Here is a 24,003-nt window from a genome sequence, read left to right as displayed (position 1 = left end):
CATATAATTATTAACAGATGAAATTTTTAAAGGCTAGTTTAATAGCAGTATTCTGCTTTCTGCAGGTTTTGGCATTTGCGGCTAAACCCGAGTTTAAATATGTACAGATCGTTACTGACAAGGGGACCTGTGTGCTGCGGTTGTATAATGAGACACCTAAACATCGGGATAACTTTGTCAAATTGGCAAAAAGTAAATATTACGACGGGACTTTGTTCCATCGTGTCATCCAGAATTTTATGATTCAGGGTGGTGATCCTGATTCAAGAAATGCCGTTGGCGGCGCTCAATTGGGTAATGGAGGACCAGGGTATACAATTCCTGCAGAGATTCAGGATGGTTTATTCCATAAAAAAGGTACTATCGGAGCGGCTCGAGATAATAATCCCGCAAAGGCTTCTTCAGGTTCTCAATTTTATCTCGTTCAGGGAAAGGTATTCACCCCTGAAGACCTCGATCGTTTGGAGCAAACACGAATGAATGGTAAGAAATTTTCGGAAGTGCAACGTCAGGCGTATACGACTATTGGTGGAGCTCCGCATTTGGATTGGAATTATACCGTATTTGGTGAGCTGGTCAAAGGCGTGGATGTCATCGATCAGATTGCAGCTGTGAAAACCGATAAGCACGATAGGCCAGAAGTCGACCAGAAAATGAGCATGCACGTGCTCACAAGACGAGAAGCGTTAAACCTGGAGCGAGAACTAAAAGGTCTAAAACCTCAGACGGGTATCTTTTCTAAAATTGGTGATCTGTTCTCTTCCAAGGATTATTAATGTCGTTATGATTCGCAAATCAGGGGTTGAAGAGCTTTTTCCTTTATTATTTAGCATCTCAATATTCAAAAAATGAAAATAGTAACCTATAATGTGAATGGTTTACGTGCAGCCTTGAAGAAAGATTGGTTAGGCTGGTTGAAAACTGTAAATGCAGATGTCATCTGTCTTCAGGAGATTAAAGCTACACCGGATCAAATTCCTGAAATTGCTTTGTTGGAACAGATGGGCTATGAGCATTACTGGTATCCCGCTCAAAAAAAAGGCTATAGCGGAGTCGCCTTGTTTACGCGTATCACACCTAAGCATATTGAGTATGGTTGCGGCCATGAAGATTATGATTTTGAAGGACGTATTATCCGTGCTGATTTTGATCAGGTTTCCGTGATGAGTACTTATTTTCCATCAGGTACGACAGGAGACGTGCGACAGGATTTTAAATACCGTTTTCTGGCGGATTTTCAGTTATATAGCGATAAGCTTTTGGTCGAAAAACCGAATTTGGTCGTTTGTGGTGATTATAATATTTGTCACCGTGCTATTGATATTCACAATCCAAAATCAAATGCAAATTCTTCGGGATTTCTTCCAGAGGAGCGCGAATGGATGGAGAATTTTATTAATTCGGGCTATATCGACTCTTTTCGCCATTTAAATCCGGATCCGCACCATTACAGTTGGTGGAGTTACCGTGCTGGAGCACGTGCGAAAAACCTAGGTTGGCGTATTGATTATAATATGGTTTCAAAACCTCTGGCAGAGAAAATCAAATCGTCCAGCATAATGCCAGATGCTGTCCATTCCGATCATTGCCCGGTATTGTTGGAGCTTGCCGTCTAATTAGATGGCATCTCACAAAAAAAGGCTTTCATATGCATGAAAGCCTTTTTTTGTGAAGCACGAGGGACATTATTAACTAATTATTTCCCCTGGCTATGGATAATGGAAAGTTGCTGGGCAACTTTCTCTGCAATCGTTAAAAATGATTTCGTTACAGGATCTTCGGTATCTATGGCAACTGGGAAACCATTATCTCCAGCATCAGAAATGCCTTTTAATAAAGGGATTTCACCAAGGAAAGGAACTTTATATTCTTCTGCTAAACGTTTTCCACCGTCTTTACCAAAAATATAGTATTTATTCTCTGGCAGCTCAGCCGGGGTAAAATAGGCCATATTTTCTACGACGCCCAATAATGGAATATTGATGCTATCCATTAAGAACATTCCAATTCCTTTGACGGCGTCGGCCAGGGCAACGTGCTGCGGCGTAGTGACAATCACAGCTCCGGCAATAGGGAATGTCTGCGATACGGTGATATGGATGTCACCAGTGCCTGGAGGCATATCAACGACCAAGTAATCCAGTTCGCCCCAATGCGCATCGTTAAAAAGCTGCTTGATTGCTGAAGTGGTCATTGGACCACGCCATGGAATAGGCTGGTTTGGATCGGTGAAAAATCCTATTGAAAGTAATTTCAGCCCAAATTTTTCAAGCGGTTCAATTTTAACCTGTCCGTCTGGCATTTCTACCGAACCTGGCTTAGCGCCTTCCAATCCAAACATAATCGGAAGCGATGGTCCATAGATATCGGCATCTAAAAGTCCTGTTTTAGCACCTTTAGCATGGAGAGCAAGAGCTAGATTGGCGGCAACCGTAGATTTACCAACTCCACCTTTGCCTGAAGATACCAAAATGATATTTTTAATACCCGACACTTGTGCGCCTTGCTTCCCAATCACATTGGAAGTCATATTGATCTGAACTTCGAGATTCTTGTCGATGAAATGGGCTATAGCGTTTCGACAAGCATGCTCAATATGGTCTTTAAGCGGGCAAGCTGGCGTAGTTAAAATGACATCGAAAGAAATTTTTTGGCCTTCGATTTCGATATTTTGAATCATATTCAATGTTACAAGATCCTTTTTCAAATCAGGCTCTTCAACATAGGATAATGCATTTAATACTTGTTCTTTGGTAACCATCTGTTATTCATTTGTAATCACGGATTACAAAACTACTCATTGCAGATCAATTTCATGTCATTTCTTTGTTTTTAATGGGATTTAGAAAGCTGTATTACACTAAAAGGGATGGGACATTAATCTTCCATAGTTCAGGTTCAAAACATGAAGTGAGTATTCCTATTCTTTAAACGGACCTAATAGGGACCTGATAGGGACCTGATAGGGATCTCATTCGGACTTCATTCGGATGAACCCCTATAAAACCCGTTTTAAATCCCTATAAAATAAGTTGTAAATTCCTGCTAGAAAATAAGCTTATTGGAAAGTTGTCATGCCATTGGTCGGAATGGCTTTTATCATTTTTATCCGTCTATGTGTGCTTAGAAAAACTTCATGTATATTTCCTCAATAAATAAATTCCTCAATAGGCAGAGGAGAGATCGATAAATTACGTATATATGCCACGCAATTAAATTGCATATAAAAGCTAATTTATCTAAGTTTGACTGTTGATATGCACGAATTTGCATTAAGTAATAATTATGTCCAATCGATTTATAACATCTTTTAAGTCCCGCAAGTGGCGATGGCTTTATATTGCGCTAGCTGCTATGCTGGTTTTGGCTATTGCAGTTGGTACCTATGCTTATCAGAAAAGAGATGCCATGCTCATGGGAGCAATCAACAAAGCGAAAGCAAAGTTGCTTGAAAAGTATGATATGGAATTGAAGATCCAATATTATGCCTTCCAGGGAATTAGTGCAGTACAGTTTAAGAATATACAATTGTTGCCCAGACATCGCGATCAATTGGCACAAATCAATGATCTTACGGTATCTGTAAAATTGTGGCCTTTGCTATTCGGAGACGTAAAATTGGGGCAGGTTATTTTGGATAATGGGACCGTTTCTCTTGTTAAAAAAGACTCGGTCAGTAACTACGATTTCTTATTCAAGAAACAGAAAAAAGATACCGTAGAAAATGATAATCCAAAACAGAATCTGGCAGCTTTAGCAGATCGATTGTTGAAAAATGTGTTTTTTAAGGTTCCAAATGATCTTGATCTCAAGAATCTTGAGCTTTCCTATCGCGATGACAGCACTTCACAGCGCATTGTCATTCCCTCTGCGGTGATCGACGGTGGAGATATGGAAACGAAGTTCCTGCTAAACGACCATGAAGCGGCCTGGAATCTGACTGGAACAATAGATTCGGATAATCAAGAATGTGACCTTCGCCTTTTTTCTGATAAAAAGGAGGTCAATCTTCCCTTGTTGCAACGCAAATTTGGTCTTGCAGTAAGTTTTGATGAAATATCCTTCCGACTGGACAAGGCGCACAGGAGGAATAAGGAATTGCTGGAATTGCATGGGCAATGGGGCTTTAAAAATTTGAAAGTAAATCACTGGCGTATTTCTAGTAAAGATGTCATCTTTCCTGAAGCCATCATGCAGGGGGCATTGAATATTGGAGCATCATCGATTGAAGTGAGTAAAGAAAGTACCGTACAGGTCAAAGATTTTGTGTTTTCCCCTTATGTCAAGTATGTGCACAAGCCGGAGAAAGAGCTCTTCTTCGCTATTCACACAGATAAGATCGAGGCTCAGCACTTTTTTGATGCCATGCCAGTTGGATTATTTCCAGGTTTAGACGGTATTCAGGTGGAGGGGCATATTCAATACGATCTAAACTTTGCGCTCGAAATAAAAAAGCCCGAAAAGCTTCTTTTCTCTTCCAAAATGGATGATAGGGATTTAAAAGTCGTTAAATGGGGAGAGGCTGATATTGCGATGCTAAATACGCCTTTCACGTATACAGCTTACGAAGATGGTAAGCCGATGCGGGAGATTGTGGTGGGGCCTCAAAACCCTAATTTTACACCGCTAGATCAAATATCCCGTTATATGCAGATTAGTTTGATCAATACAGAAGACCCCTTTTTCTTTAAACACAAGGGCTTTGAGGAGAAGGCTTTTAAGCTCTCCATTGCTACAAATATCAAGGAAAAAGGGTTTAAGCGCGGGGCGAGTACGATATCTATGCAACTGGTAAAAAATGTTTTTCTAAATCGGAATAAGACCGTTGTGCGGAAGCTGGAAGAAATTTTGCTGGTATGGCTGATGGAGCGTTCACAGCAAGTCAGCAAACAACGCATGTACGAGGTTTACCTGAATGTCATCGAATGGGGGAATAATGTATATGGTATCACCGAAGCTGCGCGTTATTATTTTGGAAAAACACCGGCACAGTTGGGGCTTGGAGAGAGTATATTTTTGTCCAGTATCGTTCCACGACCTAAAAAAGGACTCAACTTTTTTGATTGGACAGGGCACCTGAAAGGGAATATGTTGCGCTATTTTAATACCTATGGTCATATTATGACCAAAACAGGGCAGATTAGTGTGGATTCAACAACTTCAAATTATGGTTTTTATGAAGTTGTTCTGCAACCGCATCTGCGGGCAGCTCGACCAGCTGTGGTAGATTCGGTTGATGTATTTGATATGGGAGATGATCCATTGTTGTTCGATCGTCTCGAAAGTAGCTCTCCTGCCGATAATCTTGAAAGTGTATCTGTTCCAAAGAAGCTAAAACAAATGGATCTAACGGAAAAGAAAGATGAGGAGGCGACTGAACCAGAGAAACCAAAACGATCGCTATTTGACAAGATATTGGGACGTAAAAAAGAAGAAAAACAAAACGACGCACACAAATAGTGTTTGTGGCGAAAGAAGGACATTAACATGAAAAAGATAGAAATTGACGGATTGCTTTTCGAACCTTTATTTGAAGAAGAACAAATTCAGAAGCGAGTGCGCCTAATGGGGATTGATATAAGCCGGCGTTATGAACACAAACTGCCTGTTTTTATAGGTGTCTTGAATGGATGTTTTATGTTTATGGCAGATTTGCTTAAGCAAATTGATGTTCCTTGTGAGATGTCCTTTATTAAGTTGGCATCTTATATTGGAACGGGACAATCTGAATTAAACGAGCTTTTAGGCCTTGGTATCGACCTTGAAGGCCGGGATGTGATTATTGTAGAAGATATTGTCGACTCCGGGCATTCACTCAAATACACCTTGGATGCTGTAAAAAAATTAAATCCAGCCAGTGTGATTGCTTGCGCACTTTTGGTTAAACCTGAGGCACTGCAGTATCATTTTGAGGAATTAACTTATGTTGGCTTTGAAATAAGTAAGGAATTTGTAGTTGGGTATGGTATGGACTTTAATGGTCTTTGTCGGAATCTCCCCGATATTTATAAAAACGTAGCAATCTAATGTGCTATCAAGTGATCGTTAGATTTTAATGGTAGAATTTCGCTCTTTTCAAGCGTTTGATCGCTGTATAATGCTTTCAGATTGATGAGCAAAATTTCCAGATCAGACAAGGGGAATTTAGAGACAGTTTCAAACATTTCCTTTTCATCAAATTTAATGACCAAGACACCTTTATGATCTTCTTCATAGCCCGCTTTTTGTATTGTAAAGTCTATCTTTTCAAAATTAAATTCTTTTAGACTTCCTTTAAACCATTGGTAGTTAGCTGCGTAATTAAATTTGTTTTTTTGAAAATGAATAATTTCAGTGCCATAGGTATTCCATAGTGAAACCCGGATCATATACCATGCTATTAATCCGAATATACCATAGAAGACAACACTCATAAGTGTTACCCCGTCATTGAGAACATTGGCAATGAAGCCGCCTAATGGGAGAATTATCGTCATTATGGTCAGTAAATAGATGAATATTCTGGCAACTAGCGGTCCCTTTTTTTCTTTTAATACCAATTGGTTTTGTGTTAGGTCGATTTGATTCATAGCTGGCATTTCTGTTCTTAAAGGTTCGTTTTTTATGGGGTAGAGCACTTGTTTTGATTCTTTCAAATTGATTTGAGAAATCGATGCGCATTTTACTGGCTAGCCTATTTAAACGAACAGGTTTCGATATGGTCGTTCACCATTCCAACGGCCTGCATATACGCATAACAAATGGTAGAGCCGAAAAATTTGAACCCTCTTTTCTTCATATCTTTTGCTATCTTATCAGAAATAACTGTCGTTGCAGGTACCTGTTGCAAACTGCTCCAGTGGTTTACAATCGGTTGTTTTTCAGGTAAAAAGCTGTATAAGTAGTCATAGAAGCTACCATATTCTGCTTGGATTTTCTTGAAATGTTGCGCATTGGTAATGGTGGATTCAATTTTATTCCTGTGTTTGATGATTCCCGAATCGCTCAAAAGCCTCGCAACATGTTCATTGGTATAGGCCGCGACTTGATCAACATCAAAGTTGGCAAAAGCTTCTTGGTATGCTGCTCTTCGACGAAGAATTGTGATCCAGCTTAAGCCAGCTTGTGCAGACTCCAGGATCAAAAATTCAAATAAAGTTTTGTCATCGCGGACTTGTCGCCCCCATTCTTTATCGTGATAGTCTACATATTGCGGATCAGAACCGCACCATTGACAACGTATGATTTCTTTGTACATGTTCTCTGAAGATTTTTTGAATGCAATATAACTTTTTATCCTAACTTTACGACCAAAATTAAAGAGTTTCGAATAGAGACGGTTCATGAGTATTTCATTGCCGTTAAGAGACAATTCATTTTAATGAGCGTAACTATCTTCAAATATCATCTTCTATTTGTAGTGCTTCTGCTATTTTCCTTTACGGGATTGAATGCGCAGCGGCGAACTTTTCGGGCGGTTGTACAAAACAGCAGCACAGTTAAGGCTGATAGTCTAAATGTAGTAAAAGATTCTGTTGAATCGCCAAACCAGAAAGTCTTGGCATCTTTGAACCCTGCGTTACAGAATCAATATCGGATCGTAACCGTAAACGGGGAAGGGCTGAAGGTTCATAACATTTATAATTTTGATGTACAGCAGTATTTTCAGGGTGAATTAAGAAATAGCAATTTGGATCGGCAATATGGCACGCTCAAGGCTCATCGTGAAAATTGGATTTTATTTACAGTTCTCGCATTAATTTTTGGTGTTGGGATGATTCGGGTATTCTTCCCGTCAGATATCAAATTGGTTTTTCAGGGCTATTGGGACGATCGGGTCTTACTATCAGTAAGTAAGGAGGATACGATCCTGACATCTTGGCCATTTATTTTTCTGTTTATATTATTCTCTGGGGCAATGGGCTTATTTGTAAGTCTATTTTATGCGTATGAATTAAATAGATTTGATTTTATTACTTTTCCCAATTATATGAAGACTGTGGGAATGGTTGGCGCTTTGTTTGCACTAAAAATCGGGTTTATTCGGTTCTTATCCTTTGTGTTTCAAATCAGAAAGTTGGTAAAAGAATATGTGACCGTGCTGTATCTGATTTATTTCAATACACTTTTTTTAATGCTTCCTGTATTATTAATTTTGAGTCTTGTGCCTTTGACATCGGTGGGTGTGGTGCTGCATTTGGCCATCGTTGGAGCGGCCTTACTCTTTTTCTATCGATTTCTTAAGACAGCGACTCATATTATGTCCATGTATAAATTTTCAATTTCCTATTTAATTTTGTACCTTTGTTGCCTAGAAATAGCACCAATATTAATACTGTTAAGATTATTGAGCTAAAACTGGTTAATATGCAAACTTCAGACGTAGAAAGAGCAAAGAAGGTAAAAAGTGTACTGGTGACTTTACCAAAACCTGAAAACGATAAGTCCCCTTATTATGATTTAGCAAAGAAATACGGGTTAAAATTAGATTTTCGAGGTTTTATACACGTAGAAGGAGTTCCTGCCAAAGATGTGCGTAGGGATAAGGTTAATCTAGCAGATTATTCTGCCGTAATATTTACGAGTAGAAATGCTGTAGATCATTATTTTAGAATTTGCGAAGAGATGCGGTTTGAAGTGTCTGCAGAAATGAAATATTTCTGTATTTCAGAGACGATTGCCCTTTATCTTCAGAAGTATATTCAATATAGAAAACGGAAGATTTTCTTTGGTAAACAGACCGCGAAAGACCTTGAAGAGGTATTGAAAAAACACAAAGGGGAGAATTTTTTGTTCCCTTGTTCGGATGTTGCTAATGAGGAAACAAGTAATTGGTTACTACAAAACGGCTATAAATTTACACCAGCTGTGCTTTTTAGAACTGTGGTAAGCGATTTGACGGATTTGAAAGATGTTTTCTACGATGTTATCGTGTTCTTTAGTCCTTCAAGTGTACAGTCCTTATATGATAACTTCCCTGATTTTAAGCAGAATAATACAAGGATTGCAGCATTTGGCGCTTCTACGCAACAGGCTCTTTTAGATCACGGATTAATTTTAGATATCCCTGCTCCAACACCAAAAGCGCCAAGTATGACGATGGCTGTCGAAGAATATATCAAAAAGGTAAATAAGTAGTAGCCTAACATAAGGTAAATAACAAAAAAAGGGTTCTTAAGACCCTTTTTTTGTTATTTATGCAATTTTAAGGACCACAAAATCGCTAAAGACTTCTATGGGGAAGGGCGTTTTATCATTCCGAATCGATGTCGGTACGACGACAATTTTACGTATCGGCAGATGATCAATAGCTGTGGTATGTTCCTCTTATAAAAGATAGATGAATAATATGTTTATCTTAAGGGGGTAGAAATGGTTGCGAGTCGAATCGATGATGTTAAAATGTAATAAAAGTGACGAAGGTCATGGAGATTTTAAATATATTTCTATTAAATTGCTAGGAGTAATTTGTTCCAATTAAAAATAAAGCATAGGCAATATTTTTAAAATTTGATAGAAATATTTTTTTTATGTTTGTAATTAAGCAAAATTAGTCAGTCGTGAAGTTAAAGCAAGTTGATAAAATTTCGGGCATTCAATCAGAGGACTTCTTAAAGAATTATCTGAAACCAGGTTTTCCTGTAATTATATCAGATTTTATCAGTGCAGAAAGTCCAGCATGGAAGAAATGGAGTTATGATTACTTTAAGGAAATCGCAGGAGATATAAAAATAGATGTCTATGGAAAAGAGGAGGAATCAATGGACCGTGCTGCCAGTGCTCCTGTTGGCCATATGACATTTGCAGAGTATTTGGATCTGATCACAAAAGAACCTACTGAGTTACGGTTGTTTTTGTTCAATCTGCTCAAAATACGTCCTGAACTGAAAAACGATGTTATTTATAATGATGTCACGGGAGGTAAGGTCTTGCAATGGTTGCCATTTATGTTCTTTGGTGGAGAGGGGTCAAGTACCCGTAATCATTTCGATATCGATATGTCACACGTATTTATCTCTCAATTTCAAGGATTAAAACGTATTTGGCTTTTTCCGAATGATCAATCTGATTTGATGTACAAATTGCCCTACAATTTTCATAGTATTGCCAACCCAAAATATAGTAGTGAAGAGGAATATCCCGGAATTAAGTACCTAGAAGGTTATGAAGCAGTCATTCATCCTGGCGAAACCTTATATATGCCAGCAGGCTGGTGGCATTACATTCAATATGAGACAGAGGGCTATTCGATTTCTGTTAGGGCATTAGCAAATTCGATCAGTGAAAAGTTGAAGGGGGCGCGTAATCTGTTTATCACGAGACATTTTGACAATACCATGCGAAAGATCTTCAAAGACCATTGGTTCCACTACAAAATCAAAACGGCGAAACGCCGAGCCAATAATGCAATCAAAAGAAACAAACGTTAATATAGAAAGGGGAATTTTACATTCCCCCTTTGTTTTTAAATACACTTATGTACCACTGATGTACCGCATTTAGTTTGAACTCTCCCTATTAAAGCCTTTGTTGTACTTTATTCTTCTGCATCAGCCCATTTACTCGCTTCCCGGTAGAATAGTGTATAAGGGTCGCTTGGATAAACTACCGTGTCCGGATTATGTCGAAATGGAATAGCCGGATTAAAGATTTCCTGAAGAGTATCCCGCAAGAATTCGACAAAATTCTCTTTCTGGAAAGCAAGGAATTCATCGGTCAATACCCCTTCTTTACCACTGAATAATGTGCCCTCTTCCCGCATTTTACGCGCAACATAGAGATGGGGTTCAAGTTGTTTTCTTCCTGTCTTCTGTTCGAATACATAGGCATAAAATAGGGTTTGGACCATCGCCTTATTTTCGGTGTTTGGCGCAAATACCTGATCAATTCCTTTAAACATGATCGAATCACCACCTGTTTTGTAATCGACAATTCTACTGATAATACGATCGTCGTGTGTTACGACCTCGTCTACCCGGTCAATAATACCGTAAAGTGTGACCTGTTGTTCTTCTCCATTGATCTGAATAGGAAAGGGCAGTACATAATCGTTGTCGTTCTCGAGTTCAATAATCCGAAATGCTTTGTAGTTGTTGATGTCATATTCGAGATACATCTTGACATACTCGCAGGCAATTTTCAGCATGATCCGCTGCAAGCTGTTTAAATCATTTGTTGCCTTTAATTCGATCTGATATTGCAGGCCTATTTCACGGATCACCTGTGCCTCTACCTTGTCGAACTGCTTCTGCAAGACACTTGTGGGCGTAAAGTCCTGTTGTCCTTTGAACGGTAGGAATATCTTCTCCATCACATTGTGGATGACAGTTCCCAGTTTATTCATCTCAAATTCCTGAGAGATGGAAGGGGGCTCTTTAATGCCGGCAATATGTTTTAGAAAAAATTGCAACGGGGACTGCAGATAAGTCGTCAGTGCCGTTGCAGATATCCGTTTCTGGTTGACGATAAAGTCCTGGTACATCTTTTCCCAAACCTCGCCACGCTTCTCAATAACAATTTCTTGGGCTTTATCCGCAAATTGAATGGTCTGTTGCTGAATTTTTCGGTCAAATCTAAATTTACTTTCAAACTCCAGCTGTTTGATAAAGCGACTTTCTTCGCCAGTAGAGCTTTCGTCAACCAAGCCATTGTAGAAAATATGTATTCCTTCACTGTATTGAAAATGGCGATAAAATAAATAGGCCGACAAGGCATCCTGATTTTCTAATATGGGAAGCCCATAAGCACTTCTTAGGCTGTTAGGAATAAAAGTAGGTGAATTTGACGTTTTGGGTAGAATGCCTTCATTTGCTCCTAGAATATAGACGTTGTCAAAATTTAAACAACGACTTTCCAAGAGCCCCATTATCTGAATACCTTCTAGGGGATCACCTTCTATGGCCGAATTTATTGGGGCGATGGCTTTTTTAATCAAGCCGATTTGGAAGCTGATACTTAATGGAGCAACAGTTTCAAAGCCCAATAGCAGCTGATTCAATGTTTTCTTTGTTTCAATCAGGAGGTTGTTGTCAATTTGGCGGATACGCTCCTGAGAAGAAATACTGTGCAACAGATCATCAACGAGCAGGATGAGCGAGGGTATCAAATAGGCTGAATTGTCAATCGGTACAAAAAATTGAGGCAAAGAGCTTTTGATATGAAGTTCCTCCAATGCAATCTCAAAGAGCTGTTTATCGGCAATCTCCTTCTGAATCTGAAGTTTGTCGGCTAAAGAAACCATACTGAGCGGATGGTTGATGAAGGTTTCTATTATCTGATAAGGAACCTTCCGTTTCTTGAACTGGGATATCTCCAAATGGACTTCCAGCCATAGGTCCAGTATTCCGTAAATAGGAGACTGTGTCAAGGGATATCCTGTTGTGATATTGGGTTTGACCTCGGGTAGACTTTGCAGCAAAGGGACAAGTAGGTTTTCATCCGCTAGGAGAATGGCGGATGTTTGTTCCATTTTATTATTGCGTTCGAGAATGTCATACAGCAATTTTGTTTGGCTGATCTTTCCGGTGCTGGCATATAGATTTACGGTTGAGGTTCTATTGCCAATAATATTCGGGCTATCGCCTAAAGCGTTGACCAAACCTGTTTGAAAAATATTAAGTCGAATAAAAAGGCCGGCCTCTTGCATCGTGTCTTCGAGGTAATAGGCATCGGCATCAAAGTAGAATAATGCACGGCCTTCATCCTGCCATTGTTTAAATAATTTTGTTTCGGCCTTGTTCAGTGCATTGAAACCGACAAAAAGGATGTGCTGGAAGGAAGATGCAAACTGCTGATGCGTAGCCTTACCTTCAACCAGATCACGGTAGACTGTCGGATAGTTTGTTTGGCCCTCTGTTTTAAGCTTTTCTTTGAATCGATCATATAATACGGGCAGTCTTTTCCAAAGTTGAAGAAAACGCTCTTGTACTCCACTATGCCCCGCAATAGAAAAAGACTGCCAAAATTGACGGATAAATCCTTGCTGCTCTTGTGTGAGATGTTGGAAAGCGATGTCGATTTTGGTATTGTCATAAAGTTCTAAATAAATCTGCTCGATGGGGACGAGGTCGTAATCCAGTTGGCCGAAGTCGCTCAATATAATTTCGGCAATCGGATAAAATTCTTCCAACGTTTCTGGCAGTTTGCCTTCAGCAACCAATAACTCATTATGAATATTAAACAGGTGGAAAAATTGGGTTAAAGGACTGGCTTCGGTATCATCGGTCGAAAGCCTAAGAAACTCTTGGATCGTAAAGAACTGTGGCGACCAAATGGCCTGTCCGTACACTTCAGAAAGATGTTTTTTGAGATAGGTAATTGGCCGTTTATTATTAAACACGATGGCTATTTCACTCAGGTCGTTTCCAAAACGCTTTTGAATGTCTGCTGCTACTAATTTTAGAAAGGCTGTTTGCATCGTGCTGTTATTTTACTTCAGTTAATTGATTTGATTTCGCATAGTAGAGATAGGCTTTAACGTTGCTGTAGCCCAGGTTCTCCAAATTCTTTTTATAATTGTCGACTTGATATTTGTGTCCGATATAATCTGTCTGTGTGAATTTAAAATCCAGTACAATTGTTTCCTCTTTGGAAGTGAAGACTTTATCAGGACGAATGGTCTCTCCTTTGGCGGTAATGATGCTCGCTTCGTTCCAGATTTTATAGTTTCCTGTGAGCCATTTATTGATCATGGGGTGCTGCCAGATCTGATTGATTTCCTGCATGAGAAAAGGCTCTTCTTCCTTGGGGAGGATGCCTTCCTGAATCAGCTGGCGTACCAGTTTGTGGATATCTTCTTCCTTTGAAATTTGGGCCATAATATCGTGGGCCAATATGCCGTACTGCGCGGCTTTCTCCAGCATCATAATATCGTTGATGTTGCGCGTACTGGATTTTTCTAAGGCCATTTCCAATTCTTTGGAAATGGGATAATGGCGAAGGGAAATAATATTGTTTTTTTGAGCCTGACTTTTTTTTCGTTCGATTATCTGATCGATATATATGCCTCTTTCTTCCAGTGTAAACGGGGATGTTGAAGTCTCTAAGACCTGATAGAGTACATCGCTGATATATTCATCTTTGATATCATAACCAGTAATTTCGCCCGTCTTCTTGTCAACAGATTCTTTGAAGGAAGGTGCCGTAATATAGAGGTGTTCAACAGCACGTGTTGTTGCTACATACAATGTATTGAGGGCATCCATGTAGTTGAACAGCATCTCTTCAAAATATTGCTTGAAAAATACTGATTTGCCGACCGTGGAAGTATATTTTATTGGAATTTTTCCCAATTGGGCAAAAGGGGTATCTGATGTCTCGATCCAAAAATCGCCATTAATCATGCCGTCAAGATCCCACGAACAGAATGGAATCATCACAACATCATAAGCCAGGCCCTTTGATTTGTGGATTGTCGTTACCTCGATCGCATCAATTTCTCCGTTGGAAGGGAGCACAGCCCGATTGCCATCCTCTTCCCAAAATTCCAGGAACTGTATAATGCCACGTTCGCCATTGGTGGAGAAAGCTGAGATCATATCCTTGAAAGCTAGGAGGTAGGGGAGGTGGATATTGTCTTTGGTTGTAAAACCGTAGATTTCAATAAGTTTCTCAATTAAATGGACTAAAGGCTGCTTCTGTGCCATTTCCCAGGAGTCAATCAGCGCCTCAGGGAGATAATCTTTCAGGGTACGGATGTCATTGCTAGCAAATTTTAACCATGCATTCTGATCGATTGTCTTATTTTGAATATGCTGGTAGAGATAGACCATCTTTGCTTTATGGATGGTATGTTTGTCCGAATTATAGACTAAAGCCTTCAACGTTTCGATCAATAATCCTACAGCATCATTGCTCGCTAGGGATAATGCATCGCCTGATATCACTTCAAATGTAAGCTGTTGCTCTTTTTTGAAATCCATGAGCTTTTGGATCACCAATTTAGCCTGCGCATTACTCCGTACCAGGATACCGATCTGTTGAGCCTGATAACGACCGCTGCCGATCCAGTCGCCTATTTTTTGACATAGCTGCAGGAGCGATTCTTCAACAACCTGATTTCTTCGATAGCGTCCATCAGTGACAGGAATGTAGGAGATTTCAATAGATCCTAACTGGTCAAGTTTTCCTTTTTTATGCTCAGGGACCTCTTGTTGACTGTTTTCATAAGCTTTGACCAACATGTTGTCATTGCCGGCAGAAATCCACCACTGTTTACCTTCTTCATCGAGGTTTTCGGATACTTTTTCATTCAGTACCTGCTGTAGATGTTGGGGAATACTACTAAAGAGGTAGTTGTTTAAATGAATGATATTTGGAAGACTTCTAAAGTTGGTTTCGAGGCTCCCGTTTTCGATAAAGGTTGTTTTGCTATCCTCGTCCAGGTGAAAGGTATGACCAATCTGTTGTTCTACCTGTTGGAGTAAAATTCGCCAATCACCATTTCGCCAGCGATAGATACTTTGTTTGACATCACCAACGATCAGGTGTTCGCTCACTGTGCCCTTGGCATCGGCCAATGCATTAATCAAAAGCGGACTATAGTTTTTCCACTGAATACGCGAAGTGTCCTGAAATTCGTCAAACAAAAAGTAGTTAAAACGATTGCCAATCTTCTCCCAGATAAATGTTGGATCGCTATTTTCATCCAATCCGAGTTTGTTTAATAGAATTTGTGAGTCAGAGATTAATTGAGCGCCATTGTCCCGTCGCCATTGCGTCAGTAAGTCGCTCATTTCCTTGAGCAGGCGTAGATAATAGAGATTATTTTGTACCGCTTGATACGCAATGTAAGCGGATAGATTATCATGTAGCTTCTGGAAAGATGCCAGGATGGGGCTGAGTGCGGCGATAAGATCATAACGTATATTTTTGTCACTATCTGTAAAAGCATCCTCATTATCGATCAATTGGAGGTATTTTTCCAATACTTTGGCGATTTCAGAAGCGCTCAGTTTTTCCGTTTTTTTGTTGGTTTTGCTTGCGGAGATTATTTTGTTGCGCGATTTGCCTTTCAGGTCATTTTCGGAGATGTTAAAATTTTTGAACGTTTCACTAAACGCTTCAATCGTCATGGAGAGCGCTTCGGTAAAGGAGTTTATCTTCTGTTCAACCTCCTGATTCAGGAGATTAAAAACCTCCTTGGGATTAGCAGAGTTGATATAGCCGTCAAATTCCTGGAAGTTTTCAGAGAAAATAAGGCTTGCCAAACTCATTAATTGTTGGCGGTAGTTCCAATTTTCATTTTTTGCTATTTTCTTTTCCGCATACGCTATAATCCAGTCAAGTAAGTCGGGGCGTTCATCCAGCAATTGATTAAGCATGACTGTTAAGTCATTTTTCACTTTATTGACATTCATTTCAATCTTATAAGCTGCATCAAGATTGAGTTCATAAGTAAATGCACGAATGACTTTTTGGGAAAAACCATCAATTGTACTTATGGTAAAATGACTATAGTCATGTAGGATACGACGGTAGACACGGTAAGCTTTCTCTTGTATTAGATGCGGGTTCCAATCTGGCTGTTGCTCGAGAAGAAGCTTTCTGAAATCTTCAATTTTAGGGCTACGATCGCCTGTTGCCAAGCCATGGAGTACCGAAAGGATACGTTCCTTCATCTCAGCGGTTGCCTTATTGGTAAATGTGACCGCCAAAATCTCCTTATAGCTATTCTCGTTGGATAGTAGGAGTGTGAGATAGTGTAAAGTTAAGCTAAAGGTTTTTCCTGAACCGGCCGAAGCTTTGAGTATTTTTAATGGCGCAACAGATTTCATAGAATGAAGGTAGAAAGTAAAAAGTGAATTGGCAAAAATGTCAGTGACTATTTCGAAGGGAAAGTACACAAGCGGTTCATCCTGTTTACATTTGGTAAAATAGCTTTTTTTTGAAAGTGTCTTATTTTATTAGCCAGAAAGAACCTTCAGTTTGCTATCATTGCTGTTGGTATCTGCGAAGTCATGAAAGTTTTGAAGAAAAGGGCTATTTTGTACACTGATTTTTTGAAAGACTTGTTTCACCTACAGTATGGTAAGAGCAAAATCTTAACGTGCGTAGGACGTGTTTAACCTGAAAGTGGTTACTGAAAGAAGCTAACCCTGTCGTTTTCAGTGAAGTTTTATTAAATTATAACGCTGATTAAAAAAAAATAACTATCTTTGCATCCCCTCTAGTATGAAGCTCGGGGGATATGTTGAATACATAAAATAAAATTAAAAAATGGCAACTAAAATCAGATTGCAAAGACACGGTAAAAAAGGACGTCCTTTTTACCACGTAGTCGTAGCGGATTCTCGCGCTCCACGTGACGGTAAATTCATCGAACGTATTGGTTCTTACAACCCAAACACAAATCCAGCAACTATCGTTTTGGATTTTGAAAAAGCTTTGGATTGGATGAATAAAGGTGCTCAACCAACTGACACTGCTCGCGCTATCCTTTCTTACAAAGGTGTTCTTTACAAAAAACACTTGCAAGGTGGTGTGAAAAAAGGTGCTTTTGATGAAGCTGCTGCTGAAGCTAAATTTACAGCTTGGACTGACGCTCAAGAAGCTAGAATCTCTGGTAAAAAAGATGGTTTAGCACAAACTAAAGCTGAAGCTAAAAAAGCTGCTTTAGTGGCTGAAGCTAAGAAAAAAGAAGAAAAAGCTGCTGCTGTAGCTGCTAAAAATGCTCCTGTAGCAGAAGAAACTGCTGCTGAAGAGACTGAAGCTCCTGCATCAGAAGAAACTGAAGGTTAACTCTTTCATAAAGTATTCGAGAAAGCCGACTCAATCTTGAGCCGGCTTTTTTTGAAACAGCCAATAGGCTAATCGTTTGCCAAATCATGTCTCACAGCTAATCGCCAAATAAGAAAAATATGACTATTGATCAATGCTTTTACATCGGTTACATCAGTAAAACAAGAGGTCTTAAAGGAGAAGTACAACTGTTTTTTGAATTCGAAGAATACGAGAGTTTGGATATCGATGTTGTCTTTGTGGAAGTGAACAAAAAGCTTGTTCCTTATTTTGTTGATGCCATTAAATTTCAAAAAAATAGCACTGCTTATGTAACATTTGAGGATGTGGATCATATCGATAAGGCTCAGGTACTCGTTCGTAAAAAGCTATATCTTTCCAATGATAAAATGCCCGAGCGCGACCCGGATGATTTTAGATATACTGATTTAATCGGATTTTTAGTGATCGATGAAAACCATGGCGAACTGGGGCAAATAACAGATGTTCAGGAATTCCCACAACAATTTGTCGCCACAGTAGATATGGATGGCAAAGAACTGATGTTTCCGCTGTCCGACGATTTGATCTTAGGAATTGATGGCGAAGAGGAGATCATTGAAGTTGAATTGCCTGAGGGATTGGTCGATCTGTATAAGGAATAGGCATATCCCCAAGCTTATTCAATTGAATATCCTATACTTACTATTGCAGTAATTTCTTATCTTGGTCCTTATATATTAATATTACTATTGGCCATAATTATTAATTGATTTTGAAACCGTTATTACTGCTGTTATTCACACTCTCATTGTCTTCGTGTACTTTCTTTGGGAAGAAAAAGGAGTTTCCTGAAGGCAACTACCAAATGATATTGGGCTATTCAAATGATGAGTATCATAAATTAAAAAGAGAATCTCCCCAAAATGTGGAGGCAGATACCTATGGTAATGATCCTATTCTATACCGATCCTTTCTTTCGCTTCATGATAAGGACCAGTTTGTCATGGCGATTGATGATATCTTACTCTTTGGTAAGTACAAATTTGACGGTGATAGATTAGAATTGACGGATGAGAAAAAAGGTAGTGTCGCTTTGGATATTGTTAAAATAAAAAAAGATTTTGTTCAGCTGAGAGGTGATTTTTCACAGTTTAGCTCAGCACGTATACCCACTAGTGAAAGACTTTATATCAACTTTGCGTTAGATAAAACCCTTATCCGGGAAACGCCCAGTAAATTTGATAGCCAAGTGAATTTATGGCGAAATGCTCCGGTAAAATCGGAAAGTGAAAAGGAGATAAAAGCGAGGGCCTTGAATTTTGTAGATTATTCTATCGCTTATTTCCAACACATATCAAGCTCTGGCACCCATCACGATTATCGAATGGATGGTGTCGAATCACCAATTATTTATGCCGAGAATGGCATTGTGCTCAAGGCATGGGCAGATGTTCCTGATTCTTGGAAGGAATTATTTTACAACGAAAAAGAGGCATTAGTCGCCTATCACTATTTATTTGACGGATTTAAATATGGATCGAAAGAGGAGTACCATGTTACAGGACTCTTATTGGTCACATTTTATCTCAAAAATTTACGAAATTCTTTGGCAGCTAATCTTTAGCCAATGTTCTTGTGGCATAGTCAATCTCTTCGCTGTCTATGATCCTCGATCGTTAATTCTACTGGTTTTTCTAGGTCTTTAACTATTGGTAGGGTGAAGAATCCTGTCGTTGCATGGACACAAAGCTAAAGTGACGTTGAAACATCGTTTATTGAAGTCTTTTTGCTGCTATTTTTGCCTTTTCGAAAAAATATTTTTGTCTTTTGATTTTTTAAAACGATATTAGCAACGCTTATAGAGAAAGGCCGAGGGAATAGACCCGTTGAAGCCTTAGCAACCTGTATTGTTCAAGGTGCTAAATTCTACCCTACTCCATGTGGGAAAGATAAGTTACATGTAGATAAACGATTCCTCGACGTGTGCGTTTCGATGTAAGCCAACCAAACTAAAAACAGTTTTTTAATGAAGATTATCGATCATATCCAGAATGCCAAAGGAAAAACATTGTTTTCTTTTGAGCTATTGCCACCGGCGAAAGGGCAGGGCATCCAAAGTATTTTTAAAACCATGGATGAACTGATGGAGTTTAAACCTCCTTTTATCGACGTCACCTACCATCGGGAAGATTATATCTATAAAGAGCATGCGAGTGGATTACTGGAACGTGTTTCCTATCGTAAACGTCCTGGGACAGTGGCGATATGTGCGGCCATCATGAATAAATATAAAGTGGATGCGGTGCCACATTTGATATGTGGGGGGTTTACAAAAGAGGAAACTGAAAATGCATTGATCGATTTGAACTTCCTGGGGATAGATAACGTTTTGGTGTTGCGGGGTGATGCACGTAAGGGCGATGCCGATTTTATACCAACCGATGGTGGACATGCTTTTGCAACAGACCTATTGGAACAGGTAACCGATATGAATAAAGGAAAGTATCTGCATGAAGACATTATCACGTCGGAAAAGACTGATTTTTGCATCGGAGTAGCCGGGTATCCCGAAAAGCATTTTGAATCTCCAAATTTCAATACTGACTTTAAATATCTGAAACAAAAAGTCGATATGGGAGCAGAGTTTATTGTGACTCAGATGTTCTTTAATGTTGAAAAATACAAGGAATTTGTAACAAAATGTAGGGACAATGGAATCCATGTGCCCATTATTCCGGGATTAAAACCACTGACAACAAAAAAGCAATTGGTGACCTTGCCAAGAATTTTTCATTTAGATATTCCAGAGGAACTGAGTGACGCTGTCGCGGCATGTAAAACGAATGCCGACGTCAGACAGGTAGGTGAAGAGTGGTTGGTACAACAGTGTCAGGAGCTGATTAAATTTGGCGCTCCGGTATTACATTTTTATACGATGAGTAATCCTGGTCCAACAAAGAAGATTGTTGAAAAACTAGCCTAACTCATAAAATGATAAAAAAGGGAGCAGATAAGCTCCCTTTTTTATGATAATATTCATTGTGAAAGCCTGAAATAGGTTGAAAGTCTCGGCAGCGTGGTTTAGGTCGATCTCTATATTCAGTGTTGAATAGCCTGTTTACAGTCAGGTACTGGTGTTAAATAGTGTTAATTCGTGTGTCGGAGTCAGGATAACTTTTTAACTTAAAGTGCTAAAAAGGATTTTAACAATAGACCAATTGACCTTATGACGTACAATAGATTAAATTCTCTACTCGGTTTTGCTTGCGGACTAATTGCCACCTGTGTATATATCGCTACAGTTGAAAAGACGGTAAGCTGGTGGGATTGCGGTGAATTTATAGCCTGTGCCTATAAATTGGAGGTGGCACATCAACCGGGAGCACCATTGTTTCTTCTTATTCAGAATATATTTTCTAATCTCGCTTTAGGGAATAAGGGGCAGATCGCCTATTGGATGAATATAGGTTCTGCAGTTTGCAGTGGAATTACTGTTACCTTTTTATTTTGGACAATAACCGCCATTGCTAAAAAGCTACTCAACAAAGACAAACAAGCTTCTTTGTCAACCTACCTGCAGATCTTCGGCGCAGGAGTTGTCGGTGCAATGGCATTTAGTTTCAGCGATTCATTTTGGTATTCGGCAGTAGAATCTGAAGTTTATGCAATGTCTTCCTTATGTACAGCAGTTGTATTTTGGGCAATTTTAAAGTGGGAAGTCCGTGCAGATGAAGACGGTAGCGATCGTTGGCTGGTTTTTATTGCTTTTGTTATGGGGCTTTCGATCGGAGTGCATCTATTAAATCTTTTAGCAATCCCGGCTATCGCGATGGTTGTTTATTTCCGAAGAGCGCGACAGGTTAATGCGAAAGGGACAATAAAAGCTTTCCTCGTCGGAGTGCTGATCTTGGGGGCCGTTTTGTGGGGAATTATTCAATGGTTAGTCGGTCTAGCGGCTAAAGTGGATCTCGTATTTGTGAACTCATTGGGAATGGGATTTGGTACCGGAATTTTTTTCTCGTGCCTATTATTGGGGGGATTGATAATTTACGGTCTATATTATTCCTATAAAAAGCAGAAATATACACTCAATACAGCCTTGCTGGTTCTTTGTTTTGTTTTATTTGGATACAGTTCCTACACCATGGTCATGATCCGTGGGAAAGCAAATCCATCCTTGAACAATAATGCGCCGGATAATGTATTTTCTTTTTTAGGATATTTGAGCCGTGAACAATATATACGGGAACCGTTACTCAAAGGACCTTATTATGACTCGCAAGTGGTTGGCGTCGATAGTAAGACGAGCTATCGGAAAGATAAGTCGGAGTATGTTCCCTTCACACAGGTAGACAAATATCAATTTGATAAGGAAACCTTTTTCCCGCGTATCTATAGCCAAGATGGAAGCCATCAAGCTTATTACAGAAGTTACCTCAATTTGAAAGAAGGGCAACAGCCAACGTTTTCCGATAATTTTAAGTTCTTTTTTAATTTTCAACTGGGAGATATGTATACCCGATATTTCTTATGGAATTTTGTGGGTAGACAGAATGACAGGCAAGGGTATGGGACCTATAGTGACGGCAACTGGTTGTCGGGGATCAGACCATTGGATAATTGGCGTTTAGGGGGGCAAGATAAAATATCTCGATCGCAGGAGCATGACCCGAGCCGGAACACTTATTTTTTTCTTCCATTGCTACTCGGAATAGCTGGTGCGATCTGGTTGTACCGAAACAATAAACCTTATACCTTGGTACTGACCTTGCTGTTTGTGTTTACGGGGGTAGCGATCGTAGTTTATCTCAACCAAACTCCTATGCAACCCCGGGAACGAGATTATGCTTACGTGGGGTCTTTCTATGCTTTTGCGATCTGGATTGGGCTGGGAGTAATAGCATTTGTTCGGTTTTTCAACCGTTTTGTACAAACACGTTACGCTTTAGCGACAGGTATTTCTTTTGCGCTGTTGGGAGGCCCTATTATTTTGGCTCATCAAAACTGGGATGATCATAATCGGTCCGAGAAATCGTTGGCAAGGGATATGGCACGCAATTATTTGGAATCCTGTGCTCCAAATGCTATTCTATTTACCTATGGCGATCATGATACATTTCCTGTATGGTATTTGCAAGAAGTAGAGGGCGTACGTCCGGATGTTCGGGTTGTCGTGTTAAGCTATCTCACAGGCGATTGGTATATGCAACAGGCCAAACAACCCACGTATCAAGCGGCAGGGCTCCCCGTGACGATTCCCGCTGAAAAGACGAAAAAAGGCGTTCGTGATTATATCCCTTTCGTAGATAGACAACTTGACAATGCGGTAGATATACAGCAGTTATTGCAGTTTGTCACATCGGATGATCCGGAGTATAAAGTTCAGCTGAATTCCGGTGATATGGAAAACTATTTCCCTTCCAAGAAAGTCCAATTGCGCATTGATAAAGACGAGGTGGTTAAGAAAAATGCGGTTCCGGCGTATTTTCAGGGAGCTATAGTTTCTGCAATGGAATGGGAAATTCCGAATGATCATCTGACCAGGTCGGATTTAACCCTGTTATCCGTGCTTGAAAATAATCATTGGGACAGACCGATATATTTTTCGAATATGCTGCCAAGTGATATTAAGTTGGGACTGGATAAATACCTGGTCAATGAGGGCTTTACTTCTCGATTGATGCCTGTCACTGCTACAGATCAGTCGACAGGAAAACGAAGTGAGCAGGGTGGGCTAGTTAATATGGAGGCGTTATATAGCAATATTATGCATACGTATCATTGGGGTAATGTTAAAAATGCACAATACTTGGATACAGATTCGTTCCGCTTTGCAAGCATGTACGCCCGTGATATATTTGGAAAAGCTGCCCGAATGCTTTTAGCCAATGGCCAGGTCAAACAAGCTGGGGAGGTGGCAAAAAAAGCATACGATCAATTGCCCGATCGCGTATATGCGATGTCGGACGCCATCAATTATGCCGATATTATCGATAGTCTGTATCGCTCGGGGCAACCTCAGCTGGCCAACAGGATGATGGACCGGAACCTTGATTATGTCGCTGAAAATATGGAATACCTACATCAATTGGTAATGGATAAGAAAAACCTGAGCTTTGAGTGGAATGATATTCAGACCGGCTTGGACTCTGTAGACCGGTATAAGGCTATTTTATTGGAAGCAAAGGATACCAAACGATTGGCACGTGTTGAGCAGTTGAGACAGCAATATCAAAATTGGTACGGCGTAGAATAATTTTGATGATGAACTGAACCAAATTACCAGGCACGCCTAATGGGGCA

17 protein-coding genes and 1 riboswitch are annotated in these 24,003 nt (G+C 39.7%); of the genes, 12 read left to right on the top strand and 5 right to left on the bottom strand.

Going from position 1 to position 24,003, the window contains the following annotated elements; genetic code table 11:
• The first annotated feature begins 17 nt into the window (after nucleotides 1-17).
• Nucleotides 18-776 (top strand): peptidylprolyl isomerase, encoded by a 759-nt coding sequence (locus tag B3P16_RS13450; protein WP_046673635.1) that lies wholly within the window; start codon nucleotides 18-20, stop codon nucleotides 774-776.
• Between the two features lie 72 nt (nucleotides 777-848).
• The gene (locus B3P16_RS13445) at nucleotides 849-1,616 is read left to right on the top strand and encodes an exodeoxyribonuclease III (RefSeq protein WP_070561278.1); all 768 of its coding nucleotides are present in this window, start codon (nucleotides 849-851) and stop codon (nucleotides 1,614-1,616) included.
• 80 nt (nucleotides 1,617-1,696) lie between these two features.
• Here B3P16_RS13445 and B3P16_RS13440 read toward each other — a convergent pair whose 3' ends face one another.
• The gene (locus B3P16_RS13440) at nucleotides 1,697-2,761 is read right to left on the bottom strand and encodes an Mrp/NBP35 family ATP-binding protein (protein ID WP_046673637.1); all 1,065 of its coding nucleotides are present in this window, start codon (nucleotides 2,759-2,761) and stop codon (nucleotides 1,697-1,699) included.
• A gap of 524 nt (nucleotides 2,762-3,285) precedes the next feature.
• Between B3P16_RS13440 and B3P16_RS13435 the strand changes: the two genes are divergently transcribed.
• Nucleotides 3,286-5,460 carry a transglycosylase domain-containing protein gene (locus B3P16_RS13435; protein WP_046673638.1) on the top strand — a complete coding sequence of 725 codons (2,175 nt, stop codon included), beginning with the start codon at nucleotides 3,286-3,288 and terminating at the stop codon, nucleotides 5,458-5,460.
• Nucleotides 5,461-5,487: 27 nt separating this feature from the next.
• The gene (hpt, locus tag B3P16_RS13430; protein WP_046673639.1) at nucleotides 5,488-6,027 is read left to right on the top strand and encodes a hypoxanthine phosphoribosyltransferase; all 540 of its coding nucleotides are present in this window, start codon (nucleotides 5,488-5,490) and stop codon (nucleotides 6,025-6,027) included.
• On the opposite strand, the gene B3P16_RS13425 is transcribed toward hpt, so the two are convergent.
• Together B3P16_RS13425 and B3P16_RS13420 are read right to left on the bottom strand one after the other, a co-directional pair.
• Complete coding sequence (locus B3P16_RS13425; RefSeq protein ID WP_286843265.1) at nucleotides 6,024-6,569, bottom strand: hypothetical protein; 546 nt, start codon at nucleotides 6,567-6,569, stop codon at nucleotides 6,024-6,026. The two genes, hpt and B3P16_RS13425, sit on opposite strands and share 4 nt — an antisense overlap.
• Before the next feature lie 104 nt (nucleotides 6,570-6,673).
• A complete protein-coding gene (locus B3P16_RS13420; RefSeq protein ID WP_046673739.1) occupies nucleotides 6,674-7,237 on the bottom strand; it encodes a DNA-3-methyladenine glycosylase I in 564 nt (187 codons plus the stop codon).
• Between the two features lie 123 nt (nucleotides 7,238-7,360).
• Between B3P16_RS13420 and B3P16_RS13415 the strand changes: the two genes are divergently transcribed.
• The 3 genes from B3P16_RS13415 (at nucleotide 7,361) to B3P16_RS13405 (ending at nucleotide 10,409) form a co-directional block, all read left to right on the top strand.
• On the top strand, nucleotides 7,361-8,335 hold the full coding sequence (locus B3P16_RS13415; protein WP_286802859.1) for a DUF4271 domain-containing protein: 975 nt from the start codon (nucleotides 7,361-7,363) through the stop codon (nucleotides 8,333-8,335).
• Nucleotides 8,336-8,346: 11 nt separating this feature from the next.
• Entirely contained in the window at nucleotides 8,347-9,117 is a 771-nt protein-coding gene (locus tag B3P16_RS13410; protein WP_046673642.1) for a uroporphyrinogen-III synthase, read from the top strand.
• Nucleotides 9,118-9,539: 422 nt separating this feature from the next.
• The gene (locus tag B3P16_RS13405) at nucleotides 9,540-10,409 is read left to right on the top strand and encodes a cupin-like domain-containing protein (protein WP_046673643.1); all 870 of its coding nucleotides are present in this window, start codon (nucleotides 9,540-9,542) and stop codon (nucleotides 10,407-10,409) included.
• A gap of 107 nt (nucleotides 10,410-10,516) precedes the next feature.
• On the opposite strand, the gene B3P16_RS13400 is transcribed toward B3P16_RS13405, so the two are convergent.
• Nucleotides 10,517-13,396 (bottom strand): PD-(D/E)XK nuclease family protein, encoded by a 2,880-nt coding sequence (locus B3P16_RS13400; RefSeq protein WP_286843263.1) that lies wholly within the window; start codon nucleotides 13,394-13,396, stop codon nucleotides 10,517-10,519.
• Between the two features lie 7 nt (nucleotides 13,397-13,403).
• A complete protein-coding gene (locus B3P16_RS13395; RefSeq protein ID WP_286843262.1) occupies nucleotides 13,404-16,754 on the bottom strand; it encodes a UvrD-helicase domain-containing protein in 3,351 nt (1,116 codons plus the stop codon).
• A 442-nt stretch (nucleotides 16,755-17,196) separates the two neighbouring features.
• Between B3P16_RS13395 and B3P16_RS13390 the strand changes: the two genes are divergently transcribed.
• From B3P16_RS13390 to B3P16_RS13370, 5 genes are all read left to right on the top strand, one after another.
• A complete protein-coding gene (locus tag B3P16_RS13390; RefSeq protein WP_070570321.1) occupies nucleotides 17,197-17,718 on the top strand; it encodes a 30S ribosomal protein S16 in 522 nt (173 codons plus the stop codon).
• A gap of 119 nt (nucleotides 17,719-17,837) precedes the next feature.
• Nucleotides 17,838-18,362 carry a ribosome maturation factor RimM gene (gene rimM, locus B3P16_RS13385; protein WP_046673647.1) on the top strand — a complete coding sequence of 175 codons (525 nt, stop codon included), beginning with the start codon at nucleotides 17,838-17,840 and terminating at the stop codon, nucleotides 18,360-18,362.
• A gap of 110 nt (nucleotides 18,363-18,472) precedes the next feature.
• Entirely contained in the window at nucleotides 18,473-19,324 is an 852-nt protein-coding gene (locus B3P16_RS13380) for a hypothetical protein (RefSeq protein ID WP_286843261.1), read from the top strand.
• Between the two features lie 229 nt (nucleotides 19,325-19,553).
• Nucleotides 19,554-19,656, top strand: a riboswitch (SAM riboswitch).
• Nucleotides 19,657-19,726: 70 nt separating this feature from the next.
• On the top strand, nucleotides 19,727-20,683 hold the full coding sequence (locus B3P16_RS13375) for a methylenetetrahydrofolate reductase (RefSeq protein ID WP_046673648.1): 957 nt from the start codon (nucleotides 19,727-19,729) through the stop codon (nucleotides 20,681-20,683).
• Nucleotides 20,684-20,926: 243 nt separating this feature from the next.
• Nucleotides 20,927-23,956, top strand: a complete 3,030-nt coding sequence (locus tag B3P16_RS13370) for a DUF2723 domain-containing protein (protein ID WP_070570319.1) — start codon at nucleotides 20,927-20,929, stop codon at nucleotides 23,954-23,956.
• Nucleotides 23,957-24,003: the final 47 nt, after the last annotated feature.

This window comes from Sphingobacterium sp. UBA7631, from assembly GCF_002483935.1.
GTDB lineage: Bacteria > Bacteroidota > Bacteroidia > Sphingobacteriales > Sphingobacteriaceae > Sphingobacterium > Sphingobacterium multivorum.
The sequence above is the reverse complement of the archived record's forward strand: the minus strand, read 5'-3'. Positions and strand labels throughout refer to the sequence as shown.